Source organism: Geminocystis sp. (assembly GCF_041753295.1).
Lineage (GTDB): Bacteria > Cyanobacteriota > Cyanobacteriia > Cyanobacteriales > Cyanobacteriaceae > Geminocystis.
In genome coordinates this window covers 1-18,010 of record NZ_JBGSUU010000119.1, presented here as the reverse complement: position 1 = coordinate 18,010, position 18,010 = coordinate 1, and the positions used below count along the sequence as shown (strand labels likewise).

At 33.4% G+C, this 18,010-nt stretch carries 15 protein-coding genes and 1 other RNA gene; 7 read left to right on the top strand and 9 right to left on the bottom strand.

The genetic code is table 11. The features are described from left to right. Window positions 1–19: 19 nt before the first annotated feature. The gene (locus ACEW8E_RS14730) at window positions 20–1,441 is read left to right on the top strand and encodes an amidase (protein WP_373481111.1); all 1,422 of its coding nucleotides are present in this window, start codon (window positions 20–22) and stop codon (window positions 1,439–1,441) included. 97 nt (window positions 1,442–1,538) lie between these two features. After that, window positions 1,539–1,676: a photosystem II reaction center protein K gene (locus ACEW8E_RS14725; protein ID WP_066348958.1), complete on the top strand. Its 138-nt coding sequence runs from the start codon at window positions 1,539–1,541 to the stop codon at window positions 1,674–1,676. Window positions 1,677–1,879: 203 nt separating this feature from the next. On the opposite strand, the gene alr is transcribed toward ACEW8E_RS14725, so the two are convergent. After that, window positions 1,880–3,022 carry an alanine racemase gene (gene alr / locus ACEW8E_RS14720; protein ID WP_373481110.1) on the bottom strand — a complete coding sequence of 381 codons (1,143 nt, stop codon included), beginning with the start codon at window positions 3,020–3,022 and terminating at the stop codon, window positions 1,880–1,882. 217 nt (window positions 3,023–3,239) lie between these two features. After that, window positions 3,240–4,274 carry a TrkA family potassium uptake protein gene (locus ACEW8E_RS14715; RefSeq protein ID WP_373481109.1) on the bottom strand — a complete coding sequence of 345 codons (1,035 nt, stop codon included), beginning with the start codon at window positions 4,272–4,274 and terminating at the stop codon, window positions 3,240–3,242. Between the two features lie 196 nt (window positions 4,275–4,470). Here ACEW8E_RS14715 and ACEW8E_RS14710 point away from each other — a divergent pair, with 196 nt between their 5' ends. Then, window positions 4,471–6,645: a glutamine synthetase III gene (locus ACEW8E_RS14710; RefSeq protein ID WP_373481108.1), complete on the top strand. Its 2,175-nt coding sequence runs from the start codon at window positions 4,471–4,473 to the stop codon at window positions 6,643–6,645. Window positions 6,646–6,708: 63 nt separating this feature from the next. Here the strand turns inward: ACEW8E_RS14710 and ACEW8E_RS14705 are convergent, their stop codons facing one another. The 3 genes from ACEW8E_RS14705 to ACEW8E_RS14695 all read right to left on the bottom strand — a co-directional run bounded on the left by ACEW8E_RS14705 (window position 6,709) and on the right by ACEW8E_RS14695 (window position 9,706). Further along, window positions 6,709–7,767 (bottom strand): ABC transporter ATP-binding protein, encoded by a 1,059-nt coding sequence (locus ACEW8E_RS14705; RefSeq protein WP_373481107.1) that lies wholly within the window; start codon window positions 7,765–7,767, stop codon window positions 6,709–6,711. Window positions 7,768–8,062: 295 nt separating this feature from the next. After that, window positions 8,063–8,500 (bottom strand): NUDIX domain-containing protein, encoded by a 438-nt coding sequence (locus ACEW8E_RS14700; protein ID WP_373481106.1) that lies wholly within the window; start codon window positions 8,498–8,500, stop codon window positions 8,063–8,065. After that, complete coding sequence (locus ACEW8E_RS14695; protein WP_373481105.1) at window positions 8,501–9,706, bottom strand: RNA polymerase sigma factor, RpoD/SigA family; 1,206 nt, start codon at window positions 9,704–9,706, stop codon at window positions 8,501–8,503. It abuts the gene before it with no gap. A gap of 248 nt (window positions 9,707–9,954) precedes the next feature. Here ACEW8E_RS14695 and rnpB point away from each other — a divergent pair. Further along, window positions 9,955–10,328: RNase P RNA component class A (gene rnpB / locus ACEW8E_RS14690), an RNA gene on the top strand. 19 nt (window positions 10,329–10,347) lie between these two features. Here the strand turns inward: rnpB and ACEW8E_RS14685 are convergent. After that, entirely contained in the window at window positions 10,348–10,761 is a 414-nt protein-coding gene (locus ACEW8E_RS14685) for a Fur family transcriptional regulator (protein WP_373481104.1), read from the bottom strand. A gap of 199 nt (window positions 10,762–10,960) precedes the next feature. Here ACEW8E_RS14685 and ACEW8E_RS14680 point away from each other — a divergent pair, with 199 nt between their 5' ends. After that, window positions 10,961–11,530 (top strand): peroxiredoxin, encoded by a 570-nt coding sequence (locus ACEW8E_RS14680; RefSeq protein ID WP_373481103.1) that lies wholly within the window; start codon window positions 10,961–10,963, stop codon window positions 11,528–11,530. 27 nt (window positions 11,531–11,557) lie between these two features. On the opposite strand, the gene ACEW8E_RS14675 is transcribed toward ACEW8E_RS14680, so the two are convergent. After that, a complete protein-coding gene (locus ACEW8E_RS14675) occupies window positions 11,558–11,839 on the bottom strand; it encodes a DUF3288 family protein (RefSeq protein WP_373481102.1) in 282 nt (93 codons plus the stop codon). Between the two features lie 34 nt (window positions 11,840–11,873). On the opposite strand from ACEW8E_RS14675, the gene ispE reads away from it, so the two are divergent. Further along, the gene (ispE, locus tag ACEW8E_RS14670; RefSeq protein WP_373481101.1) at window positions 11,874–12,818 is read left to right on the top strand and encodes a 4-(cytidine 5'-diphospho)-2-C-methyl-D-erythritol kinase; all 945 of its coding nucleotides are present in this window, start codon (window positions 11,874–11,876) and stop codon (window positions 12,816–12,818) included. Window positions 12,819–12,891: 73 nt separating this feature from the next. On the opposite strand, the gene ACEW8E_RS14665 is transcribed toward ispE, so the two are convergent. Both ACEW8E_RS14665 and ACEW8E_RS14660 read right to left on the bottom strand, forming a co-directional pair. Continuing rightward, on the bottom strand, window positions 12,892–13,437 hold the full coding sequence (locus tag ACEW8E_RS14665; protein WP_373481122.1) for a D-glycero-alpha-D-manno-heptose-1,7-bisphosphate 7-phosphatase: 546 nt from the start codon (window positions 13,435–13,437) through the stop codon (window positions 12,892–12,894). Between the two features lie 26 nt (window positions 13,438–13,463). After that, entirely contained in the window at window positions 13,464–14,039 is a 576-nt protein-coding gene (locus ACEW8E_RS14660) for a Uma2 family endonuclease (protein ID WP_373481100.1), read from the bottom strand. A gap of 3,581 nt (window positions 14,040–17,620) precedes the next feature. Here ACEW8E_RS14660 and ACEW8E_RS14655 point away from each other — a divergent pair. Beyond that, a partial coding sequence (locus ACEW8E_RS14655; RefSeq protein WP_373481121.1) for a sigma-70 family RNA polymerase sigma factor occupies window positions 17,621–18,010 on the top strand: 390 nt, incomplete at its 3' end.

The following is an 18,010-nucleotide window of genomic DNA, read 5'->3' as shown; positions in this document are numbered from 1 at the left end:
TTGCCTTTTTTAAATACCCATGAAAAACGATTCTAACTTAGAGTTTATCTCCGCTTTAGATTTAAGTACATTAATTCATCGTAAAGAAATTTCACCCGTAGAAATAATCGAATTTTACGCAGCCAGAATCAGTAAAATTGATCCTTTTCTTGGTAGTTTTACCTATGTAGCTTTAGAGACTGCCATGGAAACCGCCAAAAATCACACAGAAATTTTAGGAAAAACCACTGATACTTCTACTTTACCCCTGTTTTTTGGTATTCCTACCGCTATTAAAGACTTATACCCTGTGGCTGGGATGCCCATTAGTTATGGTAATGGTTTTATTAAAGATCAAATTTCTTCTTCTGACTGTGGCTTGGTAACAAAAATTAAACAAGCTGGATTTATCATCCTCGGCAAAACGGCAACCTCAGAATTAGGCTCATTACCTTATATTGAATCTATGGGTTTACCTCCTTCTCGTAATCCTTATAATTTAGAATACACTTCAGGCGGTTCTAGTGGAGGGGCGGCGGCGGCGGTGGCTGCCGGTTTAATTCCTGTAGCACCCGGTTCTGATGGTGGTGGTTCAGTTCGTGGTCCTTCTTTTTGTTGTGGTTTAGTGGGATTAAAACCTTCTAGGGGTAGAATTTCTAACGCCCCTGTGGGGGATTATTTAGGAGGCATTGCTACTCATGGTTGTCTTAGTCGCACCGTCGCAGATAATGCCGCTTTGTTAGACGTTATTTCAGGATACATCACGGGTGATCCTTATTGGTTGCCTAATCCTGCCGTTAGCTTCTTAGACGCTATTACCCAAGATACAGGAAAACTCAGAATCGCTTTTGCTACCTCTGTTTTACCTTCTGGTGAAGGGGATGATATTTTACAACGACAGGTAAAAAATATTGCTCATCATTTACAAGATATGGGGCATTCTCTCTCGGAGGCTTGTCCTGATTTTACCCCTTTAGTTGAACCTTTTGTCACTATTTGGCAGTCTAGTGTTAGTCTTGCTGGTTTTCCTGAACAAATTTTAAGCCCCATGAATCGTTGGTTAAATGGGCGATCGCAAGATTTAGGAGGGTATTTACAATCTTTACATCAAATACAGATAATTTCTCGTCAAATAGTAGCTTTTTTTGATAATTTTGACGTTTTACTACTCCCTACTTATTTACAACCCCCTATCAAAGTCGGTGCATGGTCTGATTTATCTTTTGAAGATACTTTACAGCATATCATTAAGTGGATTAATCCTTGTCCTCCTTTTAATGCTACAGGGCAACCCGCTATTGCTATTCCGACAGGCTTTACACTAGAGGGGATTCCAGTGGGAGTACAATTAATAGGAAAACCAAACGATGAAGCAACAATATTACAATTAGCTTATCAACTAGAAAAAATAATTAATTGGCATCAATATCATCCCAAAGAAGGAATTATAAATAATATATAACTTTATGATTTAATAACAACTTGTGAGATTTGCCCCTGATAATGATAATATAAATTACCAATTAGAAAAATCAGTTTACCAAGGAAATATTTATACTATGGAAGCTACTATGTTGTTGGCTAAACTACCAGAGGCTTACGAAATTTTCAAGCCTTTAGTAGATGTATTACCCATTATCCCTTTATTCTTTTTATTATTAGCGTTTGTTTGGCAAGCGGCTGTTGGTTTCAGATAAATTAAATTTTTTGCTGAAATTGAAACAGAAATAATTACTAAAAACCCATGCTTTTAAAATTAAAATAGTGTGGGTTTTTTTATAGGCTTCAGGTTTCAGGTTTTAAATAATGAGTTTATAAATTATTCAACTTCTTCCCTTCCCTTTCTCATTCCTATTAAGAGGGTGAATGCCATTCACCCCTACAGTATTCCTATCTCCTCTTAAATATTATTTATTCTTGGTAAACGGTTTTTAAAACCGCATAATATTTCCCATGAAATTGTACCCATAGTATTTGCCCAATCATCTGCACTAATTTCTAAATCTTCTTCTTTGCCTAGTAAAGTAACAATTTCACCTACTTCTAAATCAGGAAAATCTGTCACATTTAACATTAATTGATCCATAGTAATATTACCAATTTGATTAGCAAATCTTCCCTTAATTATTACCTTTATTTTGTTTGATAATAACCGAGGAATTCCATCAGCATAACCAATACCAACTACAGCAATTTTTGTCTGGCGATCGCATTTAAAAGTATGACTATAACTAACCCCAGTATCGGGAGGTAAAGTTTTAATTTGGGTAATTCTGGCTTTAACTTCTAAGGCAGGTTGTAATTTTAGTTTATCCTTCAGATGAGATGCGGGATAAATGCCATATAAAGCTAAACCGACTCTTACCATATCATAATGTAAATGGCGATCGCTTAAAGTACCAGCAGAATTAGCTAAATGTAAAAGAGGAACATTGATACCACTGGTTTTTAAAGCAGAAATAGCTTCTTCAAAACGACAATGTTGCAACATCATTATAGAAGTATTAATATCATCAGCAGTAGCTAAATGGGAATAAATACTAACTAAATGTAACTGAGGAAATTGTTGAATATAGTTAACAAAATCTACGGCATTGTGCCAATGAGTGCCAAGCCTTGACATTCCCGTATCTAATTTAAGATGTACAGATAAATTAGCGGTAAGATGACTTAAAGTTTCCGCAAAAATAAAAGCCTGTGGAGGTGCGCATAAAGTAGGCTCTAACTTATATTCTACAATATCCTTAATTTCATTTTTGGTGTTAATAGCCCCTAAAATCAAAATGGGTGCATTTATACCAGCTTCCCTTAACTCAATGCCTTCGGATAAAGTAGCAATGGCTAAAGAGTCAACTCCTGATTTTAAAATAGTTTGCGCAACTTTGACCGCACCATGGCCATAACCATCAGCCTTGATGACTGCCATTAACTTAGTTTCAGGGTTGAGAAACCTTTTCAATTCTCGTACATTATTGACTAAGGCTTGATGATTAATATTAATCCATGCCCGTTGTTTTTGATGACTAGAGAGATAATAATTCACTTCTACTACTTTTACACGATAAAATCTAAGGTGATTAATTAATCAAAGAAATAATAAAATCAATTAAGATATATTTTTTGTGCATTCTTTAATTTAATACCTAACACCCTTTCTGCACCTTTACACTACCGAAAATTTTATATTTCACGGATGGTATAAAGTAACTTATACAATATTATCACTTAAAAACTCCTATCTCCCTTATCTCCCTATCTCCCTATTTACTCCGATTTAGTTGATAAAAACGAGCAAATTGCGGTAAATCTTCTTGATGTCCTAATACAATCAAAATATCTCCTGAATTTAGTAATAGAGAAGGATTAGGATGAGTGATTAAAGGTTCATTGCCACGTCGCAAAGCCACCACAATAAAAGCTCCTTTACCCCTTATTTCTAGCTCTCTGATGGTTCTTCCCACTAAACGAGAAGTATTACCAACTACTAATTCTTCCATTTGAACATTAATTTGCATCAATAAATCATTAAGGTAACTTTGTTCTTCTTTTTGAGCTAAAAAATCCACCATACTAGGAGAAGTGATTAAATTTGCCATGCGTAAACCGCTCACACTCGCTGGTAAAACCACATGATTTGCTCCAGCTAATCTTAATTTTTTTTCGGTGCTAGGAAGCTCACCTCTAGCTAAAATGATCAAGTCTGGGTTTAATTCCCTTGCGGTGAGAGTAATAAAAACATTAGTAGCATCATTAGGCAAAACCGTTGCCAATACCTTTGCTTTTTGAATACCTACTTCAAGAAGTACATTTTCGTCGGTAGCGTCTCCTTCTTGTACTAAATAGGATCTATTTTTAGCCGTAGTCAAATTTTCTACATCATTATCTATGATTACAAAAAATTCTTTCCCTTCATTTAATTGTTTCGCTAAAACTTGTCCAATATGTCCAAAACCACAGATAATAACGTGATTTTCGAGATTAGCTAAGGTTTTTCTTTGTCTATCGGCTTCAAAGGCTCGATTAATTTCTCCTTCTGTTACCATTTGAATAAACCCTCCTACTCCATAAACGGCTGATGATGTACCTGCGATAATTACTAACATGGTAAAAATTTTTTGAGTAGGAGTCGTTAAAGGTTGTACTTCCCCATAACCCACACCAAAAATAGTAATTACTACCATATAAACAGACTCAAGCAATGACCAACCAAAAGAAACATAACCAAAAATAGCGAAGATCATGGTTATAACGAAAAGAATTGCCCCTAGAATAACTTTTTTAAAAGAACCTTGCATTGCTTGATTTAACTATTTATTTTTATTTAGATCATTCGTAGCACATACTTTTTATCTTTGATCATCATTTTTTGTACATAATTTTTCGTCTAACCTTAACTTATTAGTCTGAAAACCTTTAGAAAATTGTTCTTCATGAACTTTTTTATAATCCTCTAGTTATTAAAGTGATATATCATTTTAAAAAAAAGTCACTATGAGCGGAAATAAATCACGGGTTCAAGCCATTCATCAGATTACTAATAGAGAAATCAAAGCATTTAACACCCCAAAACGATTAGAGGATATGTGGGCAAAAGATGTTTTTACTCTAAGCAAAATGCAGGAATGTCTCCCTAAAAGTATTTTTAAATCTTTGAAAAAAACCATTCAAAGTGGAGAAACCCTTGATGTCTCCATTGCTGATGTGGTTGCAACTGCTATGAGAGATTGGGCAATTTCTAAAAAAGCTCTTTATTACGCCCACGTTTTTTATCCTTTAACCAACTCTACGGCTGAAAAACATGACGGTTTTGTGTCGGTACAAGGTGACGGTTCTGTTATTTCTGAATTTGCTGGTAAAGTGTTGGTAAAAGGCGAACCCGATGGCTCATCTTTTCCTAATGGTGGTATTCGTTCTACTTTTGAAGCTAGAGGTTATACCGCATGGGATGTCACCAGCCCCGCTTATGTTATGGAAACCGATAACGGCGTAACTTTATGTATTCCCACAGTATTTGTGTCTTGGACAGGGGAAGCATTAGATAAAAAAACACCTTTGTTACGCTCCAATGCTGCTATGAATAAAGCTGCTCGAAAAGTATTAAAATTATTGGGACATACAGACATCGCCCCCGTTAATTCTAGTTGTGGCGCGGAACAAGAATACTTCTTAGTTGATGCTAATTTCGCCCATAGTCGCCCTGATTTATTATTAGCAGGAAGAACTTTATTTGGTAAAGCACCAGCCAAAGGACAACAATTTGATGACCATTATTTCGGTGCCATTCCTGAACGAGTACAAGTATTTATGCAGGATGTTGAAGAATCTATGTATCGTTTAGGTATTCCTGCAAAAACTCGTCATAATGAAGTTGCCCCCGGACAATTTGAACTTGCACCCTTTTTTGAAGCCGCTAACGTAGCAACAGATCATCAACAGTTAACCATGACGATTTTACGAAAAATGGCTAAAAAACATGGTTTTGTTTGTTTACTTCATGAAAAACCCTTCGCTGGAATTAATGGCTCTGGTAAGCACGTTAACTGGTCTGTCGGTAATGCTACTCAAGGTAATTTATTAGATCCGGGTGACACTCCCCACGCTAATGCACAATTTTTGGTTTTCTGTGGTGCGGTGATTCGAGGCGCTCATAAATATGGTCCTCTTTTACGTGCAGTAGTAGCAACAGCTAGTAATGATCATCGTTTAGGTGCAAATGAAGCTCCTCCAGCTATTATGTCTGTCTATTTAGGTTCACAATTAGAAGATGTTTTCGAGCAAATTCGTAACGGTGAAGCAAAAACCTCAACTGTTGCTCAAACTATGAATATCGGCATTGATACTTTACCCGAAATTCCTAAAGATCCGGGTGACAGAAATCGTACATCTCCTTTTGCATTTACTGGTAACCGTTTTGAGTTTCGAGCTGTAGGTTCTGGTCAATCTGTGGCGGGGCCATTGGTAGCCATGAATACTATTTTAGCTGACTCTCTTAATTGGATTGCCGAACAACTCGAAAGTAAATTAAAAGAAGGAATTGAATTAAATACCGCTATTCAATCTATCCTCAAAGAAATTATGGATAAACACGGTAATGTGGTTTTTGGTGGTAATGGTTACTCTTCCGAATGGCACAAAATGGCTGTAGAAGAAAGAGGTTTAGCTAATTTACCTACCACTGCCGACGCTTTACCCGTATTAAAAGAAAAATATATTGAAGAATTATTCGACAAAATTGGTGTACTTTCTCCTGTAGAATTAGAAAGTCGTTTTGAAGTCTATGCTGAACAATATCTCTTATCCATTGAGGTTGAAGCTAAATTAGTCATTAGCATGGCGAAAACTACTATTTATCCTGCCGCTATGAAATATTTATCGAACCTTACCAGTACTATTGCTAGTCTTAAGGATATGAGCATCGAAGTAGATACAACTACCGTCAAAAAAGTTGCTCAATTAGCTGATTTGATGATGACTGAAGTTAGTAAATTAAGTGATGCTATCGCTAAACATGATTTTGAAACCACCGAAGCCCATCTTCAATATTTTGCCACCACTATTCGCTCATTAATGGACGAAGTGCGTAAATATGCTGATGCTTTAGAGGCTGAAATCGCCGATGAATTATGGCCTTTACCTACCTATGAAGAGATGTTATTTATTAAATAGGAATTAGAAAGGAATCGGGAATTAGGAATTAAATTTCTCCTAGTTTCCTTTTCCTGAGTTATTTTAATGAAGAGGAAAAATTTGAGCCGTTTGAGGAAGAATATCTAATCTAACTTTTGCACCTACGGGTAACTGAGTTTTAATATCTGTACGCGCATGAAGTCTTTTTCCTGAATTGGTTTGTAAACAGTAACGATATTCTCTCCCTAAAAATTCTCTCTCCTGAATTATCGTCACACCTTCCTCATCCGCTTCTAAAATAACGTCTTCCTGACGAAACATTAACTCTCCTTCTCTGACATTAACTGGAGTATCTATACACCATTGTCCTAATTCTGTACACCACATACTATCTTTTTTGGTGGCTTGTAAAAAATTTGCTTGAGTCACAAATTCCGCTACAAATTTACATTGAGGATAAGTATAAATCTCTTCAGGTGTACCTATTTGAGCTAATTTTCCCCTTTCCATTACCCCTATTTTATCGGCGATCGCCATAGCTTCTTCTTGATCATGAGTTACAAAAATAGCAGAGGTATTAGTACTTTTCAAAATAGTGCGCACTTCGTGGCGTAGTCTCTCTCTAACTTGTACATCTAAATTGCTTAAAGGCTCATCTAATAAGATTAGCTTAGGTTGCGGGGCTAAAGCTCTAGCTAAAGCAATTCGTTGTTGTTGTCCTCCCGATAATTCATGAGTATAACGTTTTTCAAAACCACTTAAACCAACTAATTGCAAGACTTCCGCAATTCTATCTTTCATTTGTTGATTATTGGGGCGAGGTTTTTTCGTTTTTAAACCAAAAGCAATATTATCAGCTACATTAAGATGAGGAAATAAAGCATAATCTTGAAACACCATTCCAGTATTACGTTTTTCAGGCTCTAGCCAATGGCCTTCTCCAGCAACTATCTCCTTTTCTAACTCTACCGTGCCTTGAGAAGGTTTTTCAAATCCAGCAATTATTCTCAATAAAGTAGTTTTACCACATCCAGAAGGCCCTAACAAACCTAATAATTCCCCCTGTTTTAAATCAAAACTAACCTCATTAACGGCAAGAATTTGACTTGTGGTGAATTGTTTACTCACTCCTTTTACTTGAAGAATTACTGATTTTGTCATGATTACACAAAAATTTTATAGTTAACTTTAATAATAATTATTCTCAATAGCTTTAACTATACCATAACCATGAAAAAATATCTTTAAATTATCTGTTTTGTCGGTAATAATGGTAAAAAAAATCTGAGTTTGTCCTGAAATTTGACATTGAAGGTAGCAGGTATCAGTTTTGAGATTTCAGTTATCAGGTGACTTATTAATGTAAGGAATTTAAAATAAGAAAATCAATTTTAGTATAGTTTGACTCAATTTTAATCCTCTTGCCCTTTACTTTGGGCTACTTACTTATAATATTTTATAGGCGAATAGGAGGGCGTAAATTATGATAACGATAACGTTGATAATCTTCTAAGATTAAATCATGATCAAAACAAAGATTTCGAGGAATTTCCCAAGTAGGAAAAACACCTAAATTTTTAGCATCATCTGCTGCTATAGGTTGCCCTACCGCTTCAGCAATAAACACAATGGCAATAGTATGCTTTCTTAAATCTCGTTGAGGATTAGAATATACATAAAATTGCTCTATAAGAGTAACATTTAAACTAACTTCTTCTAAGGCTTCCCTTATGGCTGTATTTTCTACTGATTCCCCATAATCCATAAAACCGCCGGGGATTGCCCATCCGAAAGGCTCATTTTTCCGCTCAATTAAAATAATTGGACGATGGGGACGATCTACTAATTCAATGATAATATCAACAGTAGGAGCAGGATTGCGATAATTAGTCATTTAGCTAATAATTTCTAAATAATCTCGTAACTGTTTTTTCTGAGTTGGTTGGCGTAACTTTTGAATTGCTTTAGCCTGAATTTGTCTAACTCTTTCCCTTGATAAATCCATCATTAAAGCTGTATCACTAAGAGAATAAATCTTACCGTCTTCAAAACCAAAACGCAAACGCAGAATTTTTTGCTCTCTTTCATTTAAACTCGACATCATCAAGAGTAAATCTTGTTGCATCGATACTCGCATTAAGTTTTCTTCTGGTGTAGCTGATCCAGCTTCAATTAAGTCCACTAATTCAGTGTTATAATCTTCTCCTACCTTCATCTCTAAAGAAATTGAGCGAGGAATCTGATTTAAAAATTGTCGCAGTTGTGGAGGTGTCATGGACATTTTTTCGGCTATTTCCTCTATGGTTGCCACTCTTCCTAATGTTTGTGATAATTGTCGTTGAACTTTTTTGAGTAAATTTAATTTTTCCGTAATGTGAATTGGTATTCTGATTGTACGTCCTTGAGTGGCGATCGCCCTAGTCATACCCTGACGAATCCACCAGTAAGAATAAGTACTAAAATGATAACCTTTAGTGTAATCAAACTTTTCTACAGCTTTTTCTAACCCTAAAGTGCCTTCTTGAATCAAATCTAATAACTCTAAACCTCGATTTTGATACTTTTTGGCGATAGAAACCACTAAACGCAAATTAGCATTAATCATCTTTTGTTTTGCCTTGATTCCTAATGCTAAAACATTATCTAATTCTTGAAGGGATAAATTAGCTAAACTAGCCCATTGTTGTTTACCTTGGGTAACAATTTTTTCGATTTTTGTAGGAGAAAGATGTAACTTTTCTGCTAAGACTAGGGTAGTAGGAGGTTGAGAATGATGCCCTGCTAAAGATTCATAATCCGACATTACCTTAATATATTCCCTAATTTTCGGCATTGTTTGGTTTTCAGTTTTAATGCGATATAGAGATTGTGCTGTTTGCACTTGTCGAGCAAGGGTAATTTCCTCATCTTTGGTTAATAAAGGAATACGCCCAATATCACGAAGATACAGGCGCATTAAATCACGAGAATTGATGTTTTGACTACGTTGAGATTGTGGCGGAAAATGTAGCGTCGGCGAGTCATGGTGAGGAAAAGGAGAGCGAGAAATTGACGAAACCGACGAATGATCTTCTAAAGGTTGAAAATAAAACTTTGACATAATCTCTGTTCCTTTCCTAAATGACTAATATTGATATAAATTAGATTGTTTTAAATCTTAACTCTCCCTAAATATACATCAAAAAAAACAATTTGAGTCATTTTTGCCATAAAAATTTAAAATTAATTTTCTTTTCTTACGGATAATGAATTGACAAAACTATAATTTAAAAAATTGTATTGTATTTAACCAAAAATGGGAGTAAAAATTATCTTTTTTTGAAGGGACATGATATATTGAAAAATGAAAAGAGTAAGAGCGGTAGTTGCAAATTAAATTAATCACAAAAAGATTTAGTTTGAGGAAAGTCCGGGCTCCCAAAAGATCAAACTTGCTGGGTAACGCCCAGTGCGCGTGAGCGTGAGGATAGTGCCACAGAAAAATACCGCCCGTTTTCGGGTAAGGGTGCAAAGGTGTCGGTAAGAGCGCACCAGCAATATCGAGAGGTATTGGCTCGGTAAACCCCGGTGGGGAGCAAGGTCGGAGGAATTACGGTTGATCTTTTTCCGATTTCGTTTTTGGTGTACCGCTTGAGGTAATTAGTAATAATTATCCTAGATAGATAACTACCCTTTTAACATAGTTGAAAGAACAGAACCCGGCTTACTCCTTACTCTTTTTTTTCTCAAATTATTGTTTGCCTAAAGACAATTATCGCATTTTCCTTCCACAATCACTTCATATTTATCAACTTTTAAACCAGATCTCAATTTATCCAAAGTAAGATTAGAAAAAGACTCCCAAGCAATATCTTCAATTTTTCCACAGCACAGACAACGGAAATGATGATGAGGTGAAATATTAGCATCGTAACGACAAACTCCCTCTTCTAACAAAACCTGTCTAACTAATCCTGTTTGATGTAACGTTTGTAAAGAAAGATAAATGGTTGCTTGAGATAAAGTCGGCACATCTTGATTCAAGTCTAACAAAATTTGTTCGGCTGTCGGATGATCGGTTCTATGTAACAAATTAGCATATACAGCAAATCTTTGAGGGGTAACTCTTAAACCCTTAGATTTTAAACTTTGAATAATAGTATTTTTATCGTGCATTTTTAAAAATTTCTGATCTTAAATAATGGAAATATAGCTCATCTTTAAAAAATATTTATATCTTCTAAGATAACAAATTAAAATAATTCTGGTTATTGACAAATTCTTAAATAAGAGTTATTCTTAATAATATAGCAATAAGTTTGCTCATAACAATAAAATTGATATATTTACAATTATTTTTGGAGAATCAAAAAACATGGCAGTAATCGAAAAAGTACCTAGTGTTGTTTTTAAAACTCGTGTGCGTGATGAATCCATCCAACCTAATCCTTACCGTTGGGAAGATAAAACTACGGAAGAAATTTTTGGCGGTAAAAAAGTAGTTGTATTCTCTTTACCCGGTGCATTTACCCCTACTTGTTCTTCTAATCACCTTCCCCGTTACGAAGAGTTATACGAAGAATTTAAAGCCCTTGGTGTTGATGAAATCATCTGTGTATCTGTAAACGATGCTTTCGTCATGTTCAAATGGGGTAAAGAAATCGGCGCTCAAAACGTATTTTTATTACCTGATGGTAACGGCGAATTTACTCGTAAAATGGGGATGTTAGTGGATAAAGCTAATTTAGGATTTGGCCCTCGTTCTTGGCGCTATTCTATGTTAGTAAATGACATGACTATCGAAAAAATCTTCGTGGAAGCTGGATTTGCTGATAATTGTCCTACCGATCCTTTTGAAGTATCTGATGCTGATACCATGTTAGCTTATCTTAAAGGTGTTGCTCCTTCTGGAGTATGTCAACCGGTTAAAGAGTTTGTAGGTTAATAATAAACAGGGGCGAACACTATCGCCCTAACTCCAATCTTCTGAATTTTCATCTTTATGTTGACGATAAACTTTTCCTTTACTATGTAAAACTCTCGTTTGAGCAAAAAGTTCTTCTTCCGTTAATTCCCATTGTTTTAAAATTGATTCTAAGTCATACTGTACATCCCTTGCACCCGGAAAGTTTTGGTAACGTATTTTTAACCGTGCAACTTCGGCTATATTATAATCTGTTTTACCCTCCACAAATATTTTTTTAATGATTTCTCGATCAATATGACCTAATGGATGTTTTTGATCTATACTCATGGGTTATTGTTATTGTTGCTGATAGTTAAATTCTATGCAATCTTACTCCCTATTTGCCCCCGCTAAAATTAATCTTCATCTCGAAATTATTGGCCATCGCCCTGACGGTTATCATGAGTTAGTCATGATCATGCAAAGTGTTAATCTAGGGGATGTTATTCACTTAAGAGCTAATGGGAAAGATGAAATTCGCCTTTTTTGTCAAAATCCAGAAGTCCCCCTCAACAATACCAATTTAGCCTATAAAGCAGCTCATTTAATGCAACAACAATTTCCTAAATTAGCTCAAAATTTTGGTGGGTTTGATATTGTCATTGAGAAAAATATCCCCGTAGCGGCTGGTTTAGCAGGAGGCTCGACGAATGCGGCGGCGGTGTTAGTGGGTATTAATTTAATGTGGTCACTAGGTTTGACTCAACCTGAATTACGAGATTTAGGAGCTTTATTAGGTTCAGATGTTCCTTTTTGTATTTCTGGAGGAACTGCGATCGCCACTGGTAGAGGAGAACAAATCGAACCATTACCAGATTTAAGCGATATTTGGGTTATTTTGGCAAAATATAGTAATTTAAGCGTTTCTACTCCTTGGGCTTATAATAGCTACCGAGAGCAATTTAATCATCTTTATATCTCTGATTCTCAAGGCATTAATCAACGTACTCACCAAGTTCATAGTGGTGATTTAGTTAAAGCAATTAGTCAAAGAAATTCAGAGCAAATTGGAGCTTTGTTATATAATGACCTCGAAAAAGTCGTTTTACCTGAATTTACCACCGTCAAAGCCTTAATAGATGCCTTTAACGCCGAAAATGTCTTAGGTTCGATGATGTCTGGATCTGGTCCTACGGTATTCGCTTTGTGTGATAACCAAAATCAAGCAGAGGCGATCGCCAATAAAGTACAAAAAACTATTAATGATTCTAACTTACATTGTTGGGTAGCTCAGATGTGTACTCATGGCATCATAAAACAATCGTAAAAGCCTTTGTTTGATTCGCCCCCTAGCCCCCAAGTTTGGGGGGAAAAGAATGGAAGCGCTCAGTATTGGGGATTTACGGGCGTTTCTTACTTATGATTAAATCGAGAGTATCGGATAAATTTTCAAATATAGAAATAGATACCTTATAGTTTGATAATTTTTCCTGAGTTTCTTTACCTCTACCAGTTAATAATAATACGGGTTGACAACCAGCGTTGATAGCACATTCAATATCACTTGGTGCATCTCCGATAAACCACGATTGAGATAAATCAATATTGTGTATTTGAGTATAATTTAAAAGTAAGTCAGGGGAAGGTTTACGACATTGACAATTATCTGAAGGTTGATGAGGACATATTAAAATATCTGCAAATTCTACTCCAAAACTGCGATATTCTTCAACTATGCGCTGGTGTATTTCTTCTACATCTTCCAAGGAAAAATAACCTCGACTAATACCCGATTGATTAGTGACAATAACCAATTGATAACCCTCATCTTGCCATATTTTTAATGCTTCCCCTGCACCTTCAGGCAAGGATACTTGTTCAGGGCGACTAAGATAAGGAATATAATCGATTGTTACTCCATCTCTATCTAAAAATAAGGCTTTCATGGGCAGTGGATTATTAATATGAGAAATCAAGATAAAACTCCTTCATAAATATCAGATAAAGGCATTTGTATCGTTGCAGATTCTAATTGTAACATATCAGTTGAAGTATCAAGAATATCTAGTAACCACTTTTTCTGATTGTTTCGACGGTAAATCATGATTAAAGTTTTTTCTGGTTCAATTAAAACATATTCTTGTAAACTCTCTAAAGAACGATAATACTCAAATTTACGCCCTAAGTCATGATCTCTAGTCGAATTAGATAACACTTCAATCAAGACAATAGGATTAGTAACAGTGGTTTTATTCTCTCCGTAATAAATTGGCTCTTCTGCCATTACCATTACATCAGGATAAGTGAAAATACTATACTCAGGTATCCATAATCTAACGTTTTCAGTGTAAATTTTCCCTTTGTGTTGACGTAAAGAAGGTTTTATTAATAAACAAAGGTTAGTAATTATTTCATTATGATTAGTAGTACCTCCTGCCATTGGTATCATCGCCCCGTTAATAAATTCGTGTCGAAATTCACCTTGTGTTTCAATTTCTAAATATTCAGTTATGGTATAGGTTTTTTGAGCTAGTTGGGCAACCATCATTAATCCTCTTTTCTGGCTATTTATCAATTATATTTCTTGATCTTCTCAATCTGACAACGATTTTCTAAATTTTATTTGTTAATTTTGCATAAATTCCCAAAGTGAGACTGATAATTAAATAGGGAAATTATTATTATCACTTTCTCAATCAAAATGAGTATTTTTACTTATTAGTACTTAAATTTATTGATACCACAATTATTATGAATAAAATTTTTCAAACTCTTGTATGGTTAATAATGTTTCTACTGAGAATTGGTAAAAAAAAACCATTAAAAAAATTAGTTATTATTGATCCAATTAAAGAAATAACCTTTAATAATTCTTTCCAATTAATCGTTAAAGGTTTTGATGATGAAGATAAAGAAATCAAAATTAAAAACATAAAATGGCAAGTAGAAGAAGGTGCAAATATTAATGATAAAAATATAATTATAGCTGGTAACGAAGAAAAAACTATTTTAATTATTGCGACGTTAGAAAATGTTACTACCGAAATTTTTGTTGATATTGTTAAACCACAATTAAAAGTTTTTGATATTGTCAATTCTAATCTTAATAATATTATTAACTTAACAGATTTTATATCATTAAAAATCAAAAGTAAAGATCAATTTGGCTATGATTTATCTCTTAAAAATATTATTTGGAGTACCGATAAAGATTATTATATTGATGTACAAAATAGATTATGTTTTAAATCAAATGCCAAAGGAAAATATACAATTCAAGCCATAGCAAATGATTATAATAAAACTGCCACCATTAAGATTAATATACCTACTATATTAACAACGTTAAAAATTAGTCCAAATGGGTTAAGATTAGAACCAAATAAACCTTATCAATTTAATATAGAAGCCTTTGATCAAGTTGAAGAAAAAATGTCAACTGAAGGGGTAAAATGGACTTGTGATCGTGGTGGACAAATAACGGATAATGGTATTTTTACAGGTAATCTTGAAGAAGAAGAAGTCGTTATTACGGCAAAGTTAAATGACGTTACAGATTCGGTAAATATTAATTTATTACCTATTTTATCTAGGATAGAAATTGATCCTAAATATAGCACAATCGAACCTAGTAAAAGTATTAAATTTAGTGCCAAAGGATTTGATCAATTTCATCGAGAATTTTCTTTAGATAATCTTCAATGGTATGCGGAAGAAGGTATCATTAATAATGATGGTTATTATCAAGGATTAGACTATGAAAATGAAGTAAAAATAACAGCAAAATTAGGTGATATTGAGTCATCTACTATTCTAACAATTAGAGATCGATCAAGACTTACTAAAATAAAAATTAGCCCTGAATATATCTCGATAAAACCAAATACAAATTATCAATTTTCTGTGATAGGATTAGATCAAAGAAATGAAAGAATCTCGATTGATAATATTAAATGGAATGTCGATGAAGATGATGAAAATGATGACATTCAAAATAATAACGGATATATAAATAATTCTGGTTTATACTATGCCAATGAAGATCAACAGGGTTATTATTATATCACTGCTAAACTAGACAATTTTACAGCTCAAGCAACAATTTATATTCCTGCAATAATCACCAGTCTTAACATTTCCCCTCAAAATATTTGCCTACATCCTGAAGAAGAATATCAATTTATTTTACAAGGATTTGATCAACAAAATAACCGATTAAATATCAGTGATGCTAGTTGGAGATGTGAATCTGGCGGAAATATAAATGATGAAGGAATTTTTACAGGTCGTTATCAAAGAAAACAAGTTAAAGTAACTGCTATTGTTGATGGTGTCAAAGCTGAAACAGTCGTGACAATTTTACCCGTATTAAGACGTTTAGAAATTACTCCAAAATTTATAGAATTAATACCTCAAGAAAGTCAACAATTTACAGTGAAAGGCTATGATCAATATAAGGAAGAAATAAGTACAAATTCCTTGACTTGGCAATGTGAAGGAGGAGGAAATATTAATCAAAATGGATTATATAAAGCTAGTTATTATGACAAAGGAAAATACAAAGTTATTGTAAGTTCTGATTATAGTCCTAAATATAATAAAACTACTCGCAATATTTTATTTAATACTGGGGTAGGGATGAAAATATTAGGATGGATAATTTCTCCTGATTCTCATATTTTAGAAATTATTGAATTTTTGTTAAATGGCTCAAATTTTCCTCAATTATCACCTAATTATTCTAGTCAAAATCAATCTTTAATTTCTCCTTCATCATCAAATAATGATAGTGAAATTAATCAATATGATAATATCAATGAAGACTTTAATAATGAGAGTCAAATAACTGTTAATAATATTTCAGGAGGAGAAATTACAGTTAATCATCCTTTAGAAGATTGGTTTTTTGAAAATATACAAAAAAAGGTTTCTAAGTTTTTTTCATCGGTAGGTAAATTTTGTATAAATCAAGCGAATAGTTATGTAAATGCTACTGCCGAAGTCGAAGTTTTACCCGTTTTACGAAACATTGAAATTATCCCTTTTTCACCATCTATTATTGTGGGAAGTACAACGGAACTTGATATTATAGGATTGGATCAACAGGATGAGATTATTGCTATTGATGATGATTTGATCGAATGGGAAAGTACAGATGGAATAATTGATGATGGCTATTTATCTATTGAGGGATATAATGTTGAAAATATAGTTATTTATGTTCAAGCAAAATTAAATGATTTAATTGCCGTTACTCAAGTAGAAATTGAGCCAAGAAAGTTAACAAATACTGCTAATATTTCAGATAAAAATTCTTTTGAATTGAATGAATTAAAAATATTTAGTTTTAAACATTTTAATCATTTAATTATAATATATGTATTAAAAAAAATAAAATATATTTACCATAATACTAATAAAATTATTGATAATATAGAGCAAGAAGATAATGATAATATAGAAGAAAATATCTCGTCAGAATTTATGAATGAAGATGATGAATTATCCAATAATAATCATGATACTGAAGAAAAAGAGACTAATAATTTAGACAACAATATCTCGTCAGAATTTATGAATGAAGATGATAAATTATCCAATAATAATCGTGATACTGAAGAAGAAGATACTGATAATTTAGACAACAATATCCCGTTAGAACCTATTAATGAAGATGATGAATTATCTAATAATAATCGTGATACTGAAGAAGAAGATACTGATAATTTAGACAACAATATCCCGTTAGAACCTATTAATGAAGATGATGAATTATCCAATAATAATCGTGATACTAAAGAAGAAGAAGATATTAATAATTTAGATAACAATATCCCATTAAAACCTATTAATGAAGATGATGAATTATCCAATAATAATCGTGATACTGAAAAAGAATATACTAATAATATAAAAGAAAATGTCTCGTCAAAACCTATTAATCAATTTCAACATGATAATAATTTTACTCACACAAAAGACAAGAATAAAATAAAATATTATAAACAGCAAAAAAAAATAAATCAAGACTCTTTAAATTCTGCAAATAATAACGATATTTACCATGAAAAAGAGACTACATTAGTTGACGATCAAGATAAATTAAATGAATCAACTAATACACTTTTTATTTATTTGAAAGAAATTAGACGTATTCCTTTGTTAAGTCAAGAGGAAGAGGTTATTTTAGCAAAACAAATTCAATACTTAGTTGGTTTAGAAGAAAAACGTGAAGTATTGAAAAAAAAGCTAGAAAAAGAGCCTTCTAAAAGTGAATGGGCTGAAATGGCACAAATTAGCGAAAAAAATTTAGATATTAAAATTAGTCAAGGTGAAAAAGCTAAACGTAAAATGGTAGAAGCAAATTTACGTCTCGTAGTTTCTATTGCTAAAAAATACCTTAAACGTAATTTAGATTTATTAGATTTAATTCAAGAAGGTACTATCGGAATGCAAAGAGGTGTCGAAAAATTTGATCCCACCAAAGGCTATCGTTTCTCTACTTATGCTTATTGGTGG